The sequence below is a fragment of the Mycobacterium sp. genome (assembly GCF_035633495.1).
Taxonomy (GTDB): Bacteria; Actinomycetota; Actinomycetes; order Mycobacteriales; family Mycobacteriaceae; genus Mycobacterium.
In genome coordinates, this window is sequence record NZ_DASQEU010000052.1 from 21473 (window position 1) to 40963 (window position 19491).

Consider the following 19491-nt stretch of genomic DNA (forward strand, 5'->3'; position numbering starts at 1 on the left):
CTCCGCTCCACCTTCCTCGATCTTGTGTGAGCAAACGCTCAGGGGTGCGTGCAGATGCTCATCACGCTAACATCTAGATGTGACGTACACAACATTTCGGTTTTCAAACCGAATAGGGGCGATTCGCCATCCAAGACCTCCCAAATGGGGCTTGAGGCCCACCGACTGCGGGGTAGCGTCAAGGAAGTGGTGGTGATGTCATGAAACTCAACAACGCGTCCCTGGCAGAGATCCCTATCGCCAAGCCGAGCTACGACCGAAGTGAAATCAGTGTCGGCATAGTGCATTTCGGAGTCGGCGGCTTTCACCGCGCACATCAGGCGATGTACGTCGATCGTCTGCTCGAGATGGGCCTGGCCAAGGATTGGGGTATCTGCGGCGTCGGCGTGCTGCCCGGCGATCGCAAGATGGCGAAGGTCATGTCCGATCAGGACGGCCTCTACACGTTGATTGCGATGAACCCCGACGGCAGTCGCGACGCGCGCGTGATCGGCTCGATCGTCGATTACCGGTTTGCGCCCGACGACCCTGAGGCCGTCATCGAACTGATCGCCGCACCGACCACGCGCATCGTCTCGCTGACGATCACCGAGGGCGGCTACTTCATCGATGGCGCCGGGCCCGACAGCGTCTTCGGGCTGGTGACCGTTGCCCTCGCGCGTCGCAAGGAGCGCGGCGTGCCGTCACCGACCATCGTGTCGTGCGACAACATCGAGGTCAATGGCGGCGTCGCCCGAGAGGCGTTCACCGCGTACGCGGAGAGGACCGACCCCGTGCTGGCCGCATGGATGAAGGCCAACACCCGGTTCCCCAACTCGATGGTCGACCGCATCACCCCGGTCACCACACCGGAGGTGATCGAGAGGCTGGCGGCCGACTTCGACGTCGAAGACGAGTGGCCCGTGGCTGCCGAACCGTTCACCGCCTGGGTGCTGGAGGACGACTTCTCCGACGGGAGGCCGCCGTACGAGGACGTCGGCGTACTGGTGGTCGAGGACGTCACGCCCTATGAGCTGATGAAGCTACGGCTGCTCAATGCCGGCCACCAGGCCCTGTGCTACTTCGCCTATCTGGCCGGCTACCGGCTGGTGAACGATGCCGCGGGAGACCCGCTGTTCGCCAAGTTCCTGCGCGAGTACATGGATTCGGAGGCGACGCCGACGCTCAAGCCCGTCCCGGGGATCGACCTGCCGGAGTTCAAGCAGACCGCGATCGAGCGCTTCGCCAACCCGGGCGTGCGCGACACCATCGTCCGGCTGTGCTCCGGCTCATCGGATCGCATCCCGAAGTGGTTGCTGCCCGTCGTCAGGGAGAATCTCGAAACGGGCGCGCCGATTCGGCTGTCCGCGGCCACCGTCGCAAGCTGGGCCCGTTACGCCGAGGGTGTCGACGAACAGGGCGAACCCATCGACGTACAGGATCAGCTCGCGGAATCGCTGGTGCCGATCGCCAAGTCGCAACTCGACAACCCGAGGGCCTTCATCGAGAACACCGCGGTGTTCGGAGATCTCGCCCAGCAGCAGCGCTTCGTCGAGGCCTACCTGTGGGCGCTGGATTCGTTGCACCGCGACGGCGCCCGCGCGACGTTGGAGGCGCTGATGCACGCGGACGTCACCCCATGACGCAGCGGGCACTGGTCATCGGTGAGGCGTTGATCGACATCGTCGAGCGCGAAGGACGCGTCCTCGGTGAACACGTCGGCGGCAGCCCGCTGAACGTCGCGGTCGGGCTGGGCAGGCTGGATCGCGGCGTCGACTTCCTGACCCACATCGCCGACGACGAGCGCGGACGGCGCATCATCGACTACGTGGAGGCCTCCGGTGTTCGGCTGGTCCCTGGCAGCATCAGTGCCGCCCGCACGCCCACGGCCGCGGCCAAGATCGACGAAAACGGTGCTGCGACCTACACATTCGACATCGACTGGCAGCTGACGGGCACTCCCGAAGTGCCTCCGCCACTGATCGTCCACACCGGTTCGATCGCCGGGTTCCTGGACCCCGGCTGCCTGGCGACGGCCGCGCTGCTCGACGCCTATCGACTGGCCGCGACCATCACGTTCGACCCGAACGTACGGCCTGCCCTGATCGCCGACCGCGGGCAGGCCGTGCGCCGGATCGACCGGCTCGTCGAGAAGGCCGACGTCGTGAAGGCCAGCGACGAGGATCTGCGCTGGATCGATCCGACCCGCACGCCCGAACAGATCGCGACGGCCTGGCAGGCACTCGGCCCGTCCATCGTCGCCGTGACGATGGGCGGGCAGGGAGCGTTCGCGACCTGCGCCGCGGGCACGGTGCACGTGGACGCGCGTCCGGTCGAGGTGGTCGATACCGTCGGTGCGGGCGACTCGTTCATGACCGGGCTCATCGACGCCCTGTGGTCGTTGGACCTGCTGGGCGGCGACCGGCGTGCGGCCTTGGCCCGCATCGACGTCGACACCTTGAAGGGCGTGTTGGGCGCCGCGGCGCTCGCGTCGGCGGTGACCGTCGCGCGAGCGGGAGCAGACCTGCCCGATCGCGCCGCTCTTCAACTGGGGTGAACCTGTGAGCCATACTGGGGCATGCGTTCCATCTGGAAGGGATCCGTCGCCTTCGGCCTGGTGAACGTGCCGGTCAAGGTCTACAGCGCGACCGAAGACCATGACATCAAGTTCCACCAGGTGCATGCGAAGGACAACGGCCGCATCCGCTACAAGCGGGTGTGCGAGGTATGCGGCGAGGTCGTCGAATATCGGGACATCGCAAAGTCGTACGACTCCGAAGACGGTCAAACGGTGATCATCACCGACGAGGACATCGCCACGCTGCCCGAGGAACGCAGCCGCGAGATCGAGGTGGTCGAGTTCGTTCCCGCCGAGCAGATCGACCCGTTGATGTACGACAAGAGCTACTTCCTGGAGCCCGACTCGAAGTCCTCGAAGTCCTACGTGCTGCTGGCGGAGACCCTCGCCAAGACCGACCGGGTCGCGATCGTGCACTTCGCGCTACGCAGCAAGACGCGGCTTGCGGCGTTGCGCGTCAAGGAGTTCGGCAAGCGCGAAGTCATGATCGTGCACACCCTGCTGTGGCCCGACGAGATCCGTGACCCCGACTTCCCAGAGTTGGACAAGAAGGTCGACATCAAGCCCGCCGAGTTGAAGATGGCGGGCCAGGTGGTCGAATCGATGACGGACGACTTCCACCCCGAGGCGTTCACCGACGACTACCGCGTCGAGATGATGGAGCTGATCCTGGCCAAGATCGACGGCGGTGAGGCGTTCGCGGTCGAGGAGCAGCCCACCGCGGATCTGGACGAGACCGACGACGTCTCAGACCTGCTGGCGAAACTCGAGGCCAGTGTGAAGGCGCGACAGTCGAGTTCGAGTTCTGGCTCCGACGACGATGACAAGCCCGCCAAGAAGGCTCCGGCCAAGAAGTAGGTGGCGCGATGCGATCCATTGCGGCACTGCTGGCCGCGGCGCTCGTCCTGGGTTCGACGGTCGCGCCGGCATCGGCATGCGCATGCGGTGGCTTCGTCAGCAGCGATGCGAACGCGTCCACGGGTGACGAGCTGGCCTTGATCCACTGGGACGGCCGCGAGGAAACCCTGATCATGCAACTGGGTTTGCAGTCGGACGCCGACGACGCGGCACTCGTCGTACCGACGCCGACGCCGGCCGTGGCGTCCAGCGCGAGTCCCGCGCTGTTCGACGAGCTTCGGGACATGACCGCGCCCCGCGTCGAGCACACCTGGCAGTGGTGGCCGGACATCGATGCGGGCGAGGGCTCTGTCGGAGCTCCGGGTGGCGCGGGGGCGCCGATCGCACTGGCGCAGGTTCAACTCGGACCGATCGAGGCCACGACGCTGACCGGCGGCGACCTGAACGGTCTGACGTCGTGGTTGACCGAACACGGATACGCGATGCGCCCCGAGATGCTCGCGTCACTGGAACCGTATTCGCGCGAAGGCTGGTCGTTCGTCGCGATGCGGCTGACCAGCCCGCAGCCGCTCGACGGCCCACTGGACCCCGTGAAGCTGACGTTCGACGCCTACCGTCTGGTGTACCCGATGCGGATGTCGGCTGCCGCGCGTGATGCCCAGCGGGTGCGGATCTACGCGGTGTCCGATCACCGGCTGCAGCGCACCGATCCCGACGCCGCGGGGCAGTACACCGACTACACGTTCGCCGGCTGGGTGGAGACTGCCACCAACGCCGATCTCGCCGAGATGGTCGGGGACAACGCCTTTCTCACCGAGATGTTCGTGTCCATCTACGACCCGTCGAAGATCACGGCCGACTTCACCTTCGAGCGCGCGCCGCAGGACACCGAGTACCGGGACGTGGTCTACGAGTCGACAAACGTCTCCGGCTTCGTCCTGTTGGCGGGTATCGCCCTGATCGTCGTCACCGCCCTGATCGTCGCGGTGTTCGTCATGTGGCGACTTCGCACTTCGCGCCGATTTCTGCGGTAGGGCTGCCACTTCCGCGGCATCACGACCAACGCGCAGAACTCGTCGGGGGTGGAGTCCACCCCCGACGGGCGAAGGCCGCACGCACTCGATCAAGGGTGAACCGTCGGCTGTGTTCGACGACCACCCTCAGATCGATCCAGCTTTGGCCATCGATCACGTCGGCCCGCCCGATGTCGTGGACATACTGTTTCCGCTCGGCGCTGTGGTGCGCGCCCTCGTAGTCCAGGCCCACCTTGGGCTCGTCGTACCCCATGTCGATGAATGCTTGAGCAACGCCGTCGGAGACTCTGATCTGGGTTCTTGGCGGCGGCAGCCCATCGTCGATGAGGACGAGCCGCAGCCAGGTCTCCCTGGGCGACTGTGCCCCGGCATCCATCAGCGCCAAGGCCGTTCGAGCCCGTCGGACCCCCCGCGCCCCCCGATATCGTTCGGCCAGCTCGAGCGCGGCGCCCGCCGACACGCCCGTTGCGGCGGCCAACGCGTCGAGGTGAGCCACCGCCGCATTGCGATCGAGATGACGGCCTAGGTCCAACGCCGTGCGCGCCAGCCTGGTCACGGGTAGACCGCAGACCTCGGTGATCTCGTCAGCCCCGATTCGCTCCTCGCGCACGATGATTCCGGCACGCCGTCGCGTGTGTTCAGTGATCACCTCGATGGGTGTCGACGCATCGACCCACTTGGCGCCGTGCAACGCCGCCGCCGCGCGCCCTGCGATGACACCGCGGCGGCCCGTCCAAAGCCACGCCGCGTGCGCATTCGTCAGCACCGTCTGCTCGGCGTCCCTGGGGAGGTAAACGCGAGGATGGACGGCGGTGTAGTTCCATCGCAATTGCCCGCGCGTGAGTAGACCGTCGCGGATCGATTCATTACCGACGATTGGCTGCCACATGCGAAGGATGCTGACCTCAGGAGCCGACGAAAACGTCTCACGCGATTGACTTATGCACAGGCGACCCAACCCCGCCTCCGCGACTTCTGCAGCGGGGTCGCGATCTCGGACGCATCGCAGCCCTCTTGCAGAACTCGGCGGCTGGTCCACGGCACGACCACTACGACGCAGCGCTCGCCTCCGCGACATCTGCAACAGGGTCGCGATACCGGACGAAATGCAGCCACTGTGCAGAACTCGCACAAAGTTAGAACGTGTTCTAGTAGCGTGGGCGCACGTGATTCTCGACAGATTCAAGCTGGACGACCAGGTAGCCGTCGTCACCGGTGCAGGCCGCGGACTCGGTGCCGCGATGGCGCTGGCATTCGCGGAAGCGGGTGCTGACGTGCTGATTGCGGCGCGGACGCAATCGCAACTCGACGAAGTAGCCGAACAGATTCGCGCCACCGGACGCAGCGCGCACGTCGTGGTCGCCGACCTGGCGCATCCGGACGAGACCGCCAAGCTCGCCGACGCCGCCGTCGAGGCGTTCGGCAAACTAGACATCGTCGTCAACAACGTTGGCGGCACCATGCCCAGTCCGTTACTGAATACGTCAACGAAGGATCTGCGCGACGCCTTCACGTTCAACGTGGCGACGGCCCACGCGCTCACGACCGCCGCCGTCCCGTTGATGTTGGAACACTCCGGCGGCGGCAGCATCATCAACATCACCTCGACGATGGGCCGCGTCGCCGGTCGCGGGTTCGCCGCCTACGGCACCGCCAAGGCGGCTCTGGCGCACTACACCCGACTCTCCGCCCTCGACCTCGCACCACGAATCCGGGTCAACGCCATCGCCCCGGGTTCGATCCTCACCTCGGCACTCGAGATCGTGGCGAGCAACGACGAACTGCGCACGCCGATGGAGAAGGTCACCCCCATGCGTCGACTGGGCGACCCGCTCGACATCGCCGCGGCCGCCGTCTATCTCGCGTCGCCCGCGGGTAGCTTCCTGACCGGCAAGACACTCGAGGTCGACGGTGGCATCACCTTCCCGAACCTCGACCTTCCGATCCCCGACCTCTGAGGAGCACAGGCATGGCAATCAAAGTCGCCGCGATCGGTACCGGCAACGTCGGCAAGCACGCGCTGACGCAGCTGATCACAGATCCTCGATTCGAGCTGACCGGAGTCTGGGTGTCGTCGGAGGCGAAGGCAGGCAAGGACGCCGCCGAGCTTGCGGGACTTGACGATTCGACGGGCATCAAGGCCACCACCGACCTGGAGGTCATTCTCGCCGCCGAACCCGAATGCGTGGTCTACACCGCGATGGCCGACAACCGGCTCGTCGAGGCGCTCGAGGACTACCGCCGCATCCTGGCGGCCGGCGTCAACGTCGTCGCCAGCGCTGCGGTGTTCCTTCAATACCCCTGGGGCACGCTGCCCGACGAGATGATCGCGCCCATCCAGGATGCCGCAGAGGCGGGCAAGGCCAGCCTGTTCGTCAACGGCATCGACCCTGGCTTCGCCAACGACCTGCTGCCGATGGCGCTGGCGGGCACATGCCAGAGCATCGAGCAGATCCGCTGCATGGAGATCATCAACTACGACACCTACGACAGCGCCACCGTGATGTTCGACGTGATGGGCTTCGGCAAACCACTCGACGAGGTCCCGATGCTGCTGCAACCGGGCGTGCTCAGCCTGGCGTGGGGGTCGGTCGTTCGGCAGCTCGCCGCCGGTCTGGCCATCGATCTCGACGAGGTCACCGAGACGTACGTCCGCGAAGCGGCGCCGGAGGACTTCGACATCGCATCCGGACACATCGCGAAGGGCACCACTGCGGCAATTCGCTTCGAGGTGCGCGGCATGTTCGTCGGGAAGCCCGCCGTGGTCCTCGAGCACGTCACCCGGACCCGAGACGATCTCTGCCCGGACTGGCCGCAACCTGCGCAGGAAGGCGGCTCGTACCGCATCGAGATCACCGGCGAGCCGACCTACGCCCTCGACCTGTGCTTGAGCAGCCCCCACGGCGATCACAATCATGCGGGGTTGGTGGCGACGGCGGCGCGCGTGGTCAACGCGATCTCCGAGGTCGTCGCCGCACCAGCGGGCATCTGCACGACGTTGAACTTGCCACTCGTCACCGGAAAAGGGCTGTACGCTGCCAATTGACTGTCAGTTGGCGTAACGAAGGGCCTGCCATGCGGACGCGTTATCTCATCGGTTTGATCGCATCGGCGGGCGCTGCGGCAGCGGTCGTCGTCGCCCCGACCGCCTCGGCTGATCCGACCGAGGTGTCGAATCTTCCTGCTTGCACGACCGCTGGCGGTGGCGGAACCACAGGCACCGGCATCACCCAGTGCCAGACGCCCGGAAACGTGCAGATCACGGCCACGGCACCCGACGTCCCCACGTACCTCTACCCCTGGGACGACGAGTTCTACGGGCCCGCCTTGATCATCGGCGGCGGCGGCCGCCGATAGAGGGTCCATACGGAGGCTTAAATGCGTTACCTGACAATGGTTTTCGCAGTAGCGGGAATCGCCAGCGCAGTATTGCTGGCACCTACCGCGGCAGCAGCGCCTCAGTGCACCAAGACCGGTCCGACGACCACGCAGTGCGAGACCCCCGGACATTCGCAGATCACGACGTCCCCTCCCGCGATGAACGGCAATCCCTGGTGGCCATACGGCGGCTTCGCCGTCGGGTTCCCCTGGTAACCGGCCGACGCGCGCTCCCATTGGTCTGAATGCTAGGTTTCGGCTAACCTAACTTTTCTATTCGCCCGACCGGATGGAGAGGACTGAGTTGTCGATCACGGCCAAGGCGCCGCAACGCGCCATCGTGACGATGCTCGGTCCCGCCTTCGTGGCGGCCATCGCCTACGTCGATCCCGGCAACGTCGCGGCCAACGTCAGCGCCGGCGCCCAGTACGGCTTCCTCCTCGTGTGGGTCATCCTGGTCGCCAACGTCATGGCCGGGCTGGTGCAGTACCTGTCGGCCAAACTCGGGCTCGTCACAGGACGAACCCTCCCGGAAGGGGTTGCGGACAACTCCCGCACCAGCACCCGGGTCGCCTACTGGCTGCAAGCCGAGTTAGTCGCCATGGCAACCGATCTCGCGGAGGTGGTGGGTGGCGCTATCGCGCTGTTCCTACTGTTCGACCTTCCACTGCTGATCGGCGGCGTCATCACCGGCGTCGTCTCGCTGCTGCTGTTGGCCGTGCAGAACCGCCGCGGCCAGCGGGTGTTCGAGCGGGTCATCACCGGCCTGCTCGTCGTCATCGCCGTCGGCTTCCTCACCAGCCTGTTCGTCGAGCCACCCGCACCGAGCGACGTGATCGGCGGCCTGATGCCGCGTTTCGACGGCGCGGAGAGCATCCTGCTCGCGACGGCGATGCTCGGTGCGACCGTCATGCCGCACGCCGTGTACCTGCACTCGGGACTGGCCCGCGATCGCCATGGCCAACCGGAAGCCGGGCCGCGGAGACGCCGGCTGTTGCGGGCCACCCGCTACGACGTCGGTCTCGCCATGCTCGTCGCAGGCGCGGTGAACCTCGCGATGCTGCTCGTCGCCGCCACCAACCTGCAGGGCATGGAGAACACCGACTCCATCGAGGGCGCGTACGTAGCGGTACAGAGCACGTTGGGCCACACCGTCGCGCTGTTGTTCGCCATCGGACTGCTGGCGTCCGGGCTCGCCTCGACATCGGTCGGCGCCTACGCGGGCGCGATGATCATGCAGGGCCTGTTGCGGAAGTCCTACCCGCTGCTGCTGCGCCGACTGGTCACCCTGATTCCCGCCCTCGTCGTGCTGGCCATCGGTGTCGATCCCAGCCGCGCACTGGTGTTGTCGCAGGTGGTGCTGTCGTTCGGCATCCCGTTCGCGCTGATACCGCTGGTACGCCTGACCAGCAACCGGCAGCTGATGGGCGGCGACGTCAACCATCGCGTCACCACGGCGCTCGGTTGGACGGTCGCCGGGGTCATTAGTGTTCTCAACGTGGTCCTCATCTATCTGACAGTCACCGGCTGAATGCAGCCATACTTCGCGTACGGGTCCAACCTGGACGTGACGCAGATGGCGCGACGCTGCCCCGGCGCCAGGGACCCACAGCCGGCCACGCTCGCCGATCACGACTGGCTCATCAACGAACGCGGTGTCGCGACCGTGGAGCCTCTCGACGGTGCGCAGGTGCACGGCGTGCTGTGGCAGGTCAGTGACCACGACCTGGAGGTACTCGACAGCGCCGAGGGCGTTCCGGTGCGATACCGCCGCGGTCGCATGACGGTGCACACCGGCGACGGTCCCGCCGAAGCGTGGGTCTACGTCGATCACCGCGTGGAGCCGGGGGCGCCTCGTCCGGGCTACCTGGAGCGGATCATCGACGGCGCCGTTCATCACGGGCTGCCGCAGCGCTGGCTGGACTACCTCGCGCGATGGGACCCGGTCAATTGGCCTCGTCGGCTCGAACCAACCGATCTGCCTGCGCCGCAATCTCTTTCGGAATTACTCGCCGATCCCGACGTGGTCGAGTCCAGCACGCTGCGCTCGCGCTTCGGCTTTCTCGCCATCCACGGCGGGGGGCTGGAGAAGATGACCGACGTGATCGCCGAACGGGTTGCGCTGGCCGCCGACGCGTCGGCGTACGTCGTCCGTCACCCCGACCATTACCCACACCACCTGTCGTCCTCGGCGTACCGGGCCGGGGAGTCCGAACGTCTTGACGCGTTCCTCGACCACGTCGACGTCGTCGTCTCGCTGCACGGCTACGGCCGCATCGGCCGCACCATGCAACTGTTGGCGGGTGGCCGGAACCGGGCGCTGGCCGCTCACCTGGCCGAGCACGTGTCCGTGCCCGGGTACGAGGTGATCACCGACCTCGAGGCGATTCCCCGCGAACTGCGTGGGCTGCACCGCGACAACCCCGTGAACCGCGCCCGTGGCGGCGGGGCGCAACTCGAGCTGACGCCGAGGGTCCGGGGAACCAGTCCGCGCAGTGGGCCCGTGGGCGACGACGGATTGTGCGCCCCGACGTCCGCGCTCGTCGCCGGACTGACGTCGGCGGCCAAGGCTTGGCGGTCAGTGGCTGACTGACGCGTGCTGCGAACCCAGGTGGCGGAGCGCCGTTTCGACGTTCTCGGCCTGCGGCAGATCCGTCGTACCGCAGACCCGCATGACCCGCCTGACCGCGGGGCCCGCGACGAGTCGCCAACCCACGCCGCCCCTGATGCAGCAGCGATCGACCCGATGCAGGACGGCCAGAGCGGAGGCGCCGAAGAATTCGACTGCGCTGGTGTCGACGACGAGGCTTCCCGCGATCGCGGCGTGGCGCTCCACGTAGTCGGCCAGCCGCGCGGAATTGCCGGCGTCGACCTCTCCGTGGACCGACACGACGAGTGAATCGCGCGTGCGAGTCGCCATCACGCTTGCTCCGCCCCACCGCTCGTGGACACCGATGGACGTCGGATCCGGACGGTAGAGACGGCATGTTCCGATGGGTGTCATCGTGACCCCCTGAGCTCGAAGCGCGGATGAAAGGGCCGCCGAGTACTCGACGTATGGGCAAAGTACAACGGAATCCGCACGTGTGTGGCGACATTTGCACACTGCGGAAAAGTCGTACCTAAACGTCAATACGGGGCTCGAAACCACCGATGACGACGCATTCCGTTGCCGAAGCCTCTAGTAGCTAACTTTCGCTTCCGCATCCTGGCCCGACGGGCACCGTCGTGACGTGCATCGAGCGCGCGACCACGGAATCCGTAGCCATTAATCACCGGTGCGCCCGCTACTCCTCCATGTCCAGTACCGGCGTCGGACGCTGGAACCCACGCGTCACGATCAGCAGCCAGACGAAGCCGATCGCCAGCCAGATCAGCCCGACCTGCAGCGTGAGCCAGGACAGGCTGGTCCACAGCCACACCGTCAGGATGAAGCCGATCAGAGGCAGCAGCAGGTTGTTGAGTACGTTCTTCTCCCCCTCATCGACGAAGTAGTGCTTGATGACGGTGAGGTTCACCGCCGAGAAGGCGGTCAGCGCGCCGAAACTGACGATGGAGGCCAGAAAGCCCAGGTCGATCCACAGCGCGACGAGCGAGATCACCGACACCACCACGATGGCGAACGTCGGCGTCGCGAAGCGCAGGGAGACGTATCCGAATACCTTGCGCGGCATGATGCCGTCGCGCCCCATCGCGTAGAGGATTCTGGCCACCGATGCCTGCGACGTGAGCGCGGAACCGATGCAGCCCGCGATGTAGGCGGCGGTGAAGAACGTGTTCAGGAACTGGCCGCCCGCCGAGGTCATCACGTCCAACGAACCGGAGTCGACGTCCGCGAACTGGTTCGACGGGAACACCAACTGGGACACGTAGGACAGACCGAAGAAGATGAGTCCGCACACCACGGTCGCGATCATGATCGCCTTGGGCACGCTGCGCGTAGGGTCCTTCGCCTCCTCGGACATCGTCGAAACCGCATCGAACCCGAGGAAGGACAGGCACAGGATCGCCGCACCCGCGAAGATCGGGCCCGCCCCGCTGACCGAGCCGTCACCGGTGAACGGCGCCATGAGGTTGACGTTGCCCGCCTTGGTGATGGTCATGAAGGCCATCACCACGAAAACGACGATGAAGACGATCTGCAACGCGAGCAGCAGGAAGTTGGCGCGCGCCACCGAGACGATGCCGATGACGTTGAGCACCGTCACCACGACGATCGACGCTAGAATCCACATCCAGGCGGGTACTGCCGGGATCGCCGCCTCCATGTAGATGCCGATGACCAGATAGTTCAGCATCGGCAGGAACAGATAGTCGAGAAGTAGCGACCAGCCGGCCAGGAAGCCGATCGGCGCGCCGAACGTCCTCTGCGTGTACGCGTAGGTCGACCCGGCCACCGGGAAGGCCGCCGACATCCGGGCATAAGACCTGGCGGTGAACACCATCGCGGCGAGCGTCACCAGGTAGGCGACCGACAGTCGGCCTCCGGTCAGCTGGGTGACGATGCCGTAGGTGGTGAACACCGTGAGCGGCACCATGTAGACCATGCCGAACAGCACCAGGGCGGGTACGCTCAGCGCGCGTTTGAGGTGACCCTCGATCTCGACTGACGTCGTCGACGACATGGCGCTTCCTTCCGGATCTCTACTGCTCTGGCGGAACGAACGGTCGACCGAGCTCGCCGCGGAGGTACGTGCCCCTAATGCCGAGGCCGGGCAGCTCCAGCGCAGGCGTCTCGCGCGGGTCGCGGTCCAGCCACACCAGATCCGCGCAGGCGCCTGGAATTAGACGGCCCCAGGTTGCCTCGGCGAACGCCTGCTCGGCGACGCCCGCGGTGTAGGCACTCAAGGCGCGTTCGACGGTCAGGATCTCCTCGGGGATCCAGCCGCCCTCGGGATCCCCCTCCGGGGTGCGCCGCGAGACCCCGATGGCGATGCCGTCGAGTGGCGCCCCCGACGACACCGGCCAGTCCGAGCCGAGCGCCAGCGGCGCGCCCGACTCGTCGAGGCTGCGCATCCGGTACTGCTTGTCGGCGCGCTCGACGCCGAGGCGCGGAATGGTCAGCACGGTCATCAGCGCATCCATCTGCGCCCACAGCGGCTGCATGCAGGGGATCACCCCGAGCTTGGCGAAGCGTGCCAAGTCGGCGTCGTCGACAAGCTGCACGTGCGCGATCACCGGGCGGCGATCACGCGGGCGGTTGGACTTTATCGCGAACTCGATGGCGTCCAGCGCCTGGCGCACCGCGGCGTCACCGATGGCGTGGATGTGGATCTGCAGGCCGAGTTCGTCGACGCGGCGGGCGGCCTGGGCCAGGGTGTCGCCCTCCCAGACCTGCATGCCCACGACCTCTCCCGAGTCGCTGCGCTCCTGCCCTCCGGAGTGGTCGTGCAGGCCGGAGCAGTACGGCGCCAGAAGCGCTCCGGTCTCGTTCTCCACGACGCCGTCCGCGAAGAACTTCACCGTCTGCGCGGTCAGCAGCGGCGAGCCGACCTCCTCCACCCGACGACGCGCTTCCGCGAAGCCGGCCAACTGCGCGTCGAAGTGGCGCGGATCCGCATACAGAGCCAGGTTGAACCGGATGCGCAGGGCGTCGCGGCGAGCGGCCGCGACGTAGGTGTCGACGTCGCCGGGTTCCACCCACGCGTCCTGCACCCAGGTGACGCCCCTGGCTAGGTAGTAGTCGGCGGCAGTGCCGAGCGCGGCCACGCGCACGTCCTCGTCCCGCGCGGGCATGACGGCGGCGACCAGGTCCACCGCACCCCACTCGCGCAGGGTGCCGAGCACCGACCCGTCCTCGCGATGCGGAATCTCGCCGAGCACCGGATCAGGCGTGTCCGACGTGATGCCCGCCCGCTGCAGCGCAACGGAATTGACCCACATCGTGTGGTAGTCCCACGCCCGTAGCGCCACCGGCCGGTCGGGCACGGCCTCGTCCAGCCAGCGTGCGTCGAACAGGCCGCCGGGCGCCAGGCTGCCGTCATAGGAGGCGCCGACGATCCACTCCTCGTCGGGATGCGCCTCGGCATACGACCGCACCGCCTCGACGATCTCCGCGACCGACGTGCACGGTCGCACCGCAGGCCCGACGAACTCCAGACCACCCAGCAGTGGATGGGCATGCCCGTCGCCGAACGACGGCATCAGAAAGCCGCCCGCGAGGTCGACCTCGGTCGCCCCTGACTCGGCAGCCGCCGATAGGGCGGCTTGACCCACCTCAGTGATGACGCCGTCGTCGATGAGAAGAGCGTCAACCGTCGGTCCGGACGCCCCCGTCCATACGGTTCCGTTGCGAAACAGCGTCGTCGCCACGGTTTGGCACATTACGCGGGGTCAAGGGATGCGCAATGCGAACGACACCCATCCGTCCCGTGCCTGGTGACGAATACAGATCGTGGAAAGAGATGACCTCGACGGGCGGTCGATCGCAGTCGTCGGAAGTGGCGTTGCCGGGCTCGTGGCGGCCCACGTGCTGTCCGCCCGCAATCAGGTGACGCTGTTCGAAGCCGACAGCCGACTGGGCGGACATGCGCACACCCACTTCGTCGATCGCGGCGACGGTGACGTCGTCGGCGTCGACTCCGCCTTCCTGGTGCACAACGACCGCACCTATCCCACGTTGTGCCGCTTGTTCTCCGAACTGGGCATCGAAACGCACGACACGGACATGTCGATGTCCGTGCGCGACGACCGCGTCGGGGCAACGGGCCTCGAGTACGCGGGTGCGCGCGGCATCGGCGGACTGTTCCCTTCGCTGTCGAACCTGGTCCGCCCCCGCTACCTTCGAATGCTCGGCGAGGTCAAGCGATTCCACCGCGAGGCGACCCGGTTGCTGGACACGGAATTGGGCAGCGAAGAGTCGGACGAGACGCTCGGGTCGTTCGTCGCGCGCCAGGGTTTCTCGCCGTACTTCGTCGCACACTTCATGACGCCGCTGGTGGCGGCCGTGTGGTCGTGCGCGCCCGGTGACGCGATGCGCTACCCCGCCCGCTACCTCTTCGAGTTCCTGCAGCACCACGGAATGTTGTCGGTGTTCGGGTCGCCGACGTGGCGGACCGTCGTCGGCGGGTCTGCCACCTACGTCGAGGCGATCGCTCGGAGGATTCACGAGGTGTCTCCCGGCTCGCCGGTCCGTTCGGTGAAACGGGTGCCCGACGGCGTGCAGATCTCGGTCGGTGATGCGGCGCCTCGACAGTTCGACGCAGCCGTGATCGCCACACATCCGGATCAGGCCCTGCGCATGCTCCCCACGCCCACCGCCGCCCAGCGCACGGTGCTCGGCGCCATCCGCTACTCCACCAACCACGCCCAGCTGCACACCGACGAGTCGGTGCTTCCGCGGCGGCCCCGCGCCAGAGCCTCCTGGAACTACCTGGCAACCCCCAAGACGGACCACGTTCTGGTGACCTATGACATCACTCGGCTGATGGGTCTCACGGGGCCCAAACGCTTCCTCGTCACCCTGGGCGGCCAAGAGCACGTCGACCCGGCCGCGGTGATCGCGGAGATGACCTACTACCACCCGCTCTATACCCCCGAATCCGTTGGCGCACAGGCACTGTTGCCGACGATCGACGACGACAGGCTGACGTTCGCCGGTGCATATCACGGCTGGGGATTCCACGAGGACGGTGCCGCATCGGGTCTGCGGGCCGCCGAGCGACTCGGAGCGCAATGGCACGCCGCGGCGAGCCTGGAGTCGGCGTCATGCTGACCGCCCTCTACCGGACGCGGATCACCCATCTCCGTCGTTCGCCCGTGCACCACTACTTCGAGCAGCGCGGCTACTGCTGGTACGTCGACGTCGACAACCTGCCGCAACTGCCCGGGTGGCTGCAGCCCTTCGCCAGATTCGAAGCCGCCGACCACCTTTCACCGCCGACACGCGGTGGCGAAGACACGCTGCGGGCCCGGGTCGACAGCTACCTCGCCGAACGGGGCATCGAGCTGCCCGGCGGCACCGTCACAGCGTTGATGCAGGCGAGGGTGCTCGGCTACGTGTTCAATCCGCTGAGCGTCTTCTGGTGCCATGACAGCCAGGGCGTGCTGCGTCACGTGATCGCCGAGGTGCACAACACCTACGGGGACCGTCACGCCTACCTGTTGCCACCTACGGGTGATCAGCCTGCCGCGGTGAAGAAGGCGCTCTACGTATCACCGTTCAACGACGTCGACGGCTACTACCTGGTGCGGGCGCCACGTCCCGACGCCGAGCTGGACGTGACGATCTCGCTGCACCGCGAGAACAAGCCCGCCTTCGTCGCAACCCTGCAGGGGACGCGACGCAAGGCATCGATCGCGAATGTCCTGCGGCTCCAGATGGTGGCACCGGTGGCACCGTTGATGGGCGCGATGTGGATTCGCATCCAGGGCGTCACGCTGTGGGCACGACAAGTGCCGGTGGTTCCGCGCGTTCCCGTGGTCGAGAGGGAGAAGGTCGGTCAGCTGTGACCATCGACACGACCGGAAACATCGGTACCACTTCGCATCTCGATCGTTGGCCATCGGTCAGCCGCGTCCCCAGGGGCCCCGTCAACTTGGCCGCCGCGCAGGTGGCGGAGTCGTTCCTGACGCGGGCCGCAGCGCGATTGCCGCTGCGCCTGCGATACCCGGACGGAACCGTCGTCGGCGCAGCCGATCCCACCTTGCCGACCATGGAGATCCATCGCCCCGACGCGTTGTTTCGCCGCGTCGGCCGCTCGGGACTCATCGGGTTCGGCGAGTCGTACATGGCAGGCGAGTGGAGTTCCGACGACCTCGCGGGTGTCCTCACCGCCTTCGCCAACTCGATCGCCGACCTGGTTCCCCCGGCACTGCAATGGCTTCGCCCGCTCGCGGTGGTACGGCATCCCCACACGATGATCAACAGCCTCAAGCAGGCACGGGACAACATCGCGGACCACTACGACCTGTCGAACGAACTCTTCGCGGAATTCCTCGACGGCACCATGACCTACTCCAGTGCGCTGTTCGAAGACTCGCAGCCAGTGTGGTCGGCGCTGGAAGCCGGGCAGCACCGCAAGATCGACCGGCTGCTCGACTCGGCGCGCGTCGGCCCGGGCAGTCGGGTCCTCGAGATCGGCACGGGCTGGGGTGAATTATGCATTCGTGCCGCCTCCCGCGGTGCGCAGGTCCACTCGATCACGCTCTCGGCCGAACAGCAGTGCCTAGCCCGGGAACGCGTGGCGGCCGCGGGGCTGTCCGACAGGGTCACCATCGAACTCAAGGACTACCGCGAGGTCGAGGGGTGCTACGACGCCGTCGTAGCGGTCGAGATGATCGAGGCCGTGGGATACCGGTTCTGGCCCACGTACTTCCATGCCCTCGATCGGTTGGTGTCCCCCGGCGGACGCGTCGCGATCCAAGCCATCACCATGCCTCACGACCGAATGTCGAAGTCTCGCAATACGTATACCTGGATTCAGAAGTACATCTTCCCCGGCGGGCTGATCCCGTCCGTCGAAGCGGTCGTCGGGATCACCGAGCGCGAGACGCGGTTGCGCACCATCGGCATGCTGTCCTTGCGTCCCCACTACGCCGAGACGCTGCGGTTGTGGCGCGAGCGCTTCGACGAGCGCCGGGACGTGGTGTCGGCATTGGGATTCGACGAGGTGTTCCAGCGGATGTGGGAGCTGTACCTGGCGTACTCCGAGGCCGGCTTCCGGTCCGGTTACCTCGACGTCTACCAGTGGACGTTCGCACCGACCGGCTCCCCGGTGGACGTCCGATGAGCTTCGTCTTCGTTTCCGCTGCGTCGCTGGCGATTCTGGTGGTGGTCTACGGCGCTACCTTCGTCGTCGGGCGCCGCATCGGTCGCTACAACGTCGTCGACGTCACGTGGGGTTTGAGCTTCGTCGTCGTCGCGGCGGTCGCTGCGGCGGTCGGCAGCGGTGATCTCTTCCGTCGGCTGCTGCTCCTGGTCTTGGTCGCGGTGTGGGGATTGCGACTGGCGTGGCACATGGTCGGCAAGTCCGCAGGCAAGGGTGAGGACCCCCGCTACGACAAGCTGCTGCGCGGGGACTTCTCGCCCATGAACGTGATCCGCAAGATCTTCCTGATCCAAGCGGCCATGGCGTGGTTCATCTCACTTCCGCTGCAGCTTTCGGCCACGCTCGGGGCGACTCCGCGCGGACTGGTGCCGCTCTTGGTCGCCGGCGTGGCGCTGTGGGTGGTCGGCGTGCTGTTCGAAGCCGTGGGCGACCATCAGCTTCGGCGGTTCAAGGCCGAACCGGCCAACACGGGAACGATCATGGACCGCGGCCTATGGTCCTGGACACGGCACCCCAACTACTTCGGCGATTCGGCAGTGTGGTGGGGTCTGTGGCTCGTCAGCATTGCGGGGTGGCCTTCGTTGGCGACGGTGCTGTCCCCCGTGTTGATGACTTACTTCCTCGTGTACGCCACCGGAGCCCGGCTGACTGAGCGAATAATGGCCGACCGCCGCGGCTATGGTGAATACTGTGCTCGCACATCATTTTTCGTGCCTCGCCCGCCCAGATCGCGAATATCGTGACTACTGTCGCCAGGCCCAGTACACTTCGCGGCGTGACGGCCGACCTCGACGCATTGCTGCGCCGGGTAGCGCAACAGGACGTCGAGGCATTTGCCGCGTTCTACGACCTGACCCGCGCCAGAGTGTTCGGCTTGGTTCTGCGCATCCTCCGCGACCCCGGTTACAGCGAGGAGACGACGCAAGACGTCTACCTGCAGGTATGGCGGAACGCGGCCAGCTACAACCCGTCGGCCGGTACGCCTCTCGCCTGGCTCATGACCTTGGCGCACCGCAGGGCGGTCGACCGGGTGCGGTCCGAGCAGTCGGGTAGCCAGCGGGAGTCGCGCTACGGGGCCGCGAACGTCGATCTGCCCGCGGACCGCGTCGCCGAGACCGTCATCCAGCTCGATGAGCAGCGCCAAGTCACCCAGTGCCTGGATTCGTTGACCGATCCGCAGCGCGAGTGCATTCAACTCGCGTATTACGAAGGCCTGACATATGTCCAGGTATCGGAGCGTTTGTCGGCGAATCTTGCCACCATCAAGTCACGGATGCGAGACGGCATCCGGTGCTTGCGCAAGTGTCTGGGTGTCTCGTGACCGAACCAAACGCCAACGACCTACTGGTTCTCGCTACCCCCTACGCGCTGCATGCGATGCCGCAGTCCGATCTCGACGACATCGACAGACAGCTGGCCAACGCGCCCACCCCCGTTGCCATCGCCTTCGCCGACGAGGTACGGGCGGTGCGCGAAACGATGGCGCGGGTGTCCGCTTCGACCGCAATCGAGCCGCCGGGCCATCTGCGTGAGCGACTGATGGCGGCCGTCGACGGCGGCAAGGTGATCGAGATGCGTCCGCAATCGACCCGCTGGCGTACCGCCACGTTCGCCGCTGCAGCCGCGGTGGCCATCGGCCTGGGCGCAGTCGGCGTCGGAATCGCGGTGCGGCCGGAACCGAAGCCGACGGCGGCCGAGCGGATCTTCGCCGCAGCAGACGTCCGAACGGTGTCGGGCGACATCCCGACCGGCGGCACCGCCACCGTGGTGTTCTCCCGCGAACGCAACGAAGGCGTGCTGGTGATGAACAACGTCGCGCCGCCCAAGGCCGGCACCGTCTACCAGATGTGGCTGATGGGAGCGAACGGCACGGAGTCGGCGGGCACCATGGACG

The 19491-nt window shown here is 66.5% G+C and carries 19 protein-coding genes; 15 read left to right on the forward strand and 4 right to left on the reverse strand.

Annotation, left to right across the window (positions count from 1 at the left end):
* Nucleotides 1–200 precede the first annotated feature (200 nt).
* Genes VET27_RS07850 through VET27_RS07865 form a run of 4 tightly spaced genes read left to right on the forward strand, consistent with a single transcriptional unit; the run spans nt 201 to nt 4449 of the window.
* Nucleotides 201–1622, forward strand: coding sequence for a mannitol dehydrogenase family protein (locus VET27_RS07850; protein ID WP_526516763.1), 1422 nt, complete (start codon nt 201–203; stop codon nt 1620–1622).
* On the forward strand, nt 1619–2536 hold the full coding sequence (locus tag VET27_RS07855) for a carbohydrate kinase family protein (RefSeq protein WP_526516765.1): 918 nt from the start codon (nt 1619–1621) through the stop codon (nt 2534–2536). The genes VET27_RS07850 and VET27_RS07855 overlap by 4 nt, the downstream gene beginning before the upstream one ends.
* A gap of 21 nt (nt 2537–2557) precedes the next feature.
* On the forward strand, nt 2558–3415 hold the full coding sequence (ku, locus tag VET27_RS07860) for a non-homologous end joining protein Ku (RefSeq protein WP_526516767.1): 858 nt from the start codon (nt 2558–2560) through the stop codon (nt 3413–3415).
* A gap of 8 nt (nt 3416–3423) precedes the next feature.
* Entirely contained in the window at nt 3424–4449 is a 1026-nt protein-coding gene (locus tag VET27_RS07865; RefSeq protein ID WP_526516769.1) for a DUF2330 domain-containing protein, read from the forward strand.
* Between the two features lie 19 nt (nt 4450–4468).
* Here the strand turns inward: VET27_RS07865 and VET27_RS07870 are convergent, their stop codons facing one another.
* On the reverse strand, nt 4469–5338 hold the full coding sequence (locus tag VET27_RS07870) for a type IV toxin-antitoxin system AbiEi family antitoxin (protein ID WP_526516771.1): 870 nt from the start codon (nt 5336–5338) through the stop codon (nt 4469–4471).
* A 277-nt stretch (nt 5339–5615) separates the two neighbouring features.
* On the opposite strand from VET27_RS07870, the gene VET27_RS07875 reads away from it, so the two are divergent.
* The 5 genes from VET27_RS07875 (at nt 5616) to VET27_RS07895 (ending at nt 10420) form a co-directional block, all read left to right on the forward strand.
* Nucleotides 5616–6407 carry an SDR family oxidoreductase gene (locus tag VET27_RS07875; RefSeq protein ID WP_526516773.1) on the forward strand — a complete coding sequence of 264 codons (792 nt, stop codon included), beginning with the start codon at nt 5616–5618 and terminating at the stop codon, nt 6405–6407.
* Between the two features lie 11 nt (nt 6408–6418).
* Nucleotides 6419–7495 (forward strand): NAD(P)H-dependent amine dehydrogenase family protein, encoded by a 1077-nt coding sequence (locus VET27_RS07880; RefSeq protein ID WP_526516775.1) that lies wholly within the window; start codon nt 6419–6421, stop codon nt 7493–7495.
* A 29-nt stretch (nt 7496–7524) separates the two neighbouring features.
* Nucleotides 7525–7806 carry a hypothetical protein gene (locus VET27_RS07885; protein ID WP_526516777.1) on the forward strand — a complete coding sequence of 94 codons (282 nt, stop codon included), beginning with the start codon at nt 7525–7527 and terminating at the stop codon, nt 7804–7806.
* A gap of 310 nt (nt 7807–8116) precedes the next feature.
* On the forward strand, nt 8117–9358 hold the full coding sequence (locus VET27_RS07890; RefSeq protein ID WP_526516779.1) for an Nramp family divalent metal transporter: 1242 nt from the start codon (nt 8117–8119) through the stop codon (nt 9356–9358).
* A complete protein-coding gene (locus VET27_RS07895) occupies nt 9359–10420 on the forward strand; it encodes a poly-gamma-glutamate hydrolase family protein (protein WP_526516781.1) in 1062 nt (353 codons plus the stop codon).
* Here VET27_RS07895 and VET27_RS07900 read toward each other — a convergent pair.
* From VET27_RS07900 to VET27_RS07910, 3 genes are all read right to left on the reverse strand, one after another.
* Nucleotides 10406–10747 (reverse strand): STAS domain-containing protein, encoded by a 342-nt coding sequence (locus tag VET27_RS07900; RefSeq protein WP_526516783.1) that lies wholly within the window; start codon nt 10745–10747, stop codon nt 10406–10408. The two genes, VET27_RS07895 and VET27_RS07900, sit on opposite strands and share 15 nt — an antisense overlap.
* A gap of 367 nt (nt 10748–11114) precedes the next feature.
* Nucleotides 11115–12452: an amino acid permease gene (locus tag VET27_RS07905; RefSeq protein WP_526516785.1), complete on the reverse strand. Its 1338-nt coding sequence runs from the start codon at nt 12450–12452 to the stop codon at nt 11115–11117.
* Nucleotides 12453–12471: 19 nt separating this feature from the next.
* Nucleotides 12472–14151, reverse strand: coding sequence for an amidohydrolase (locus VET27_RS07910; protein ID WP_526516787.1), 1680 nt, complete (start codon nt 14149–14151; stop codon nt 12472–12474).
* Between the two features lie 70 nt (nt 14152–14221).
* On the opposite strand from VET27_RS07910, the gene VET27_RS07915 reads away from it, so the two are divergent.
* The 6 genes from VET27_RS07915 to VET27_RS07940 form a co-directional block, all read left to right on the forward strand.
* Entirely contained in the window at nt 14222–15541 is a 1320-nt protein-coding gene (locus VET27_RS07915) for an NAD(P)/FAD-dependent oxidoreductase (protein ID WP_526516789.1), read from the forward strand.
* The gene (locus VET27_RS07920; RefSeq protein WP_526516791.1) at nt 15535–16278 is read left to right on the forward strand and encodes a DUF1365 domain-containing protein; all 744 of its coding nucleotides are present in this window, start codon (nt 15535–15537) and stop codon (nt 16276–16278) included. Before VET27_RS07915 ends, VET27_RS07920 begins: the two co-directional genes overlap by 7 nt.
* On the forward strand, nt 16275–17558 hold the full coding sequence (locus tag VET27_RS07925; RefSeq protein ID WP_526516793.1) for an SAM-dependent methyltransferase: 1284 nt from the start codon (nt 16275–16277) through the stop codon (nt 17556–17558). The genes VET27_RS07920 and VET27_RS07925 overlap by 4 nt, the downstream gene beginning before the upstream one ends.
* Nucleotides 17555–18340: a DUF1295 domain-containing protein gene (locus VET27_RS07930; protein ID WP_526516795.1), complete on the forward strand. Its 786-nt coding sequence runs from the start codon at nt 17555–17557 to the stop codon at nt 18338–18340. Before VET27_RS07925 ends, VET27_RS07930 begins: the two co-directional genes overlap by 4 nt.
* The gene (locus VET27_RS07935; RefSeq protein ID WP_526516797.1) at nt 18337–18918 is read left to right on the forward strand and encodes an RNA polymerase sigma factor; all 582 of its coding nucleotides are present in this window, start codon (nt 18337–18339) and stop codon (nt 18916–18918) included. The genes VET27_RS07930 and VET27_RS07935 overlap by 4 nt, the downstream gene beginning before the upstream one ends.
* A partial coding sequence (locus tag VET27_RS07940) for an anti-sigma factor (protein ID WP_526516799.1) occupies nt 18915–19491 on the forward strand: 577 nt, incomplete at its 3' end. The genes VET27_RS07935 and VET27_RS07940, both read left to right, overlap by 4 nt.

Excerpts from the sequence above, each read along its gene's own strand:
- VET27_RS07850 (WP_526516763.1), top strand. The coding sequence starts at position 201 with ATGAAACTCAACAACGCGTCCCTGGCAGAGATCCCTATCGCCAAGCCG.
- VET27_RS07855 (WP_526516765.1), top strand. The coding sequence starts at position 1,619 with ATGACGCAGCGGGCACTGGTCATCGGTGAGGCGTTGATCGACATCGTC.
- ku (WP_526516767.1), top strand. The coding sequence starts at position 2,558 with ATGCGTTCCATCTGGAAGGGATCCGTCGCCTTCGGCCTGGTGAACGTG.
- VET27_RS07865 (WP_526516769.1), top strand. The coding sequence starts at position 3,424 with ATGCGATCCATTGCGGCACTGCTGGCCGCGGCGCTCGTCCTGGGTTCG.
- VET27_RS07870 (WP_526516771.1), bottom strand. The coding sequence starts at position 5,338 with ATGTGGCAGCCAATCGTCGGTAATGAATCGATCCGCGACGGTCTACTC.
- VET27_RS07880 (WP_526516775.1), top strand. The coding sequence starts at position 6,419 with ATGGCAATCAAAGTCGCCGCGATCGGTACCGGCAACGTCGGCAAGCAC.
- VET27_RS07885 (WP_526516777.1), top strand. The coding sequence starts at position 7,525 with ATGCGGACGCGTTATCTCATCGGTTTGATCGCATCGGCGGGCGCTGCG.
- VET27_RS07890 (WP_526516779.1), top strand. The coding sequence starts at position 8,117 with ATGGAGAGGACTGAGTTGTCGATCACGGCCAAGGCGCCGCAACGCGCC.
- VET27_RS07895 (WP_526516781.1), top strand. The coding sequence starts at position 9,359 with ATGCAGCCATACTTCGCGTACGGGTCCAACCTGGACGTGACGCAGATG.
- VET27_RS07900 (WP_526516783.1), bottom strand. The coding sequence starts at position 10,747 with ATGGCGACTCGCACGCGCGATTCACTCGTCGTGTCGGTCCACGGAGAG.
- VET27_RS07905 (WP_526516785.1), bottom strand. The coding sequence starts at position 12,452 with ATGTCGTCGACGACGTCAGTCGAGATCGAGGGTCACCTCAAACGCGCG.
- VET27_RS07910 (WP_526516787.1), bottom strand. The coding sequence starts at position 14,151 with ATGTGCCAAACCGTGGCGACGACGCTGTTTCGCAACGGAACCGTATGG.
- VET27_RS07920 (WP_526516791.1), top strand. The coding sequence starts at position 15,535 with ATGCTGACCGCCCTCTACCGGACGCGGATCACCCATCTCCGTCGTTCG.
- VET27_RS07930 (WP_526516795.1), top strand. The coding sequence starts at position 17,555 with ATGAGCTTCGTCTTCGTTTCCGCTGCGTCGCTGGCGATTCTGGTGGTG.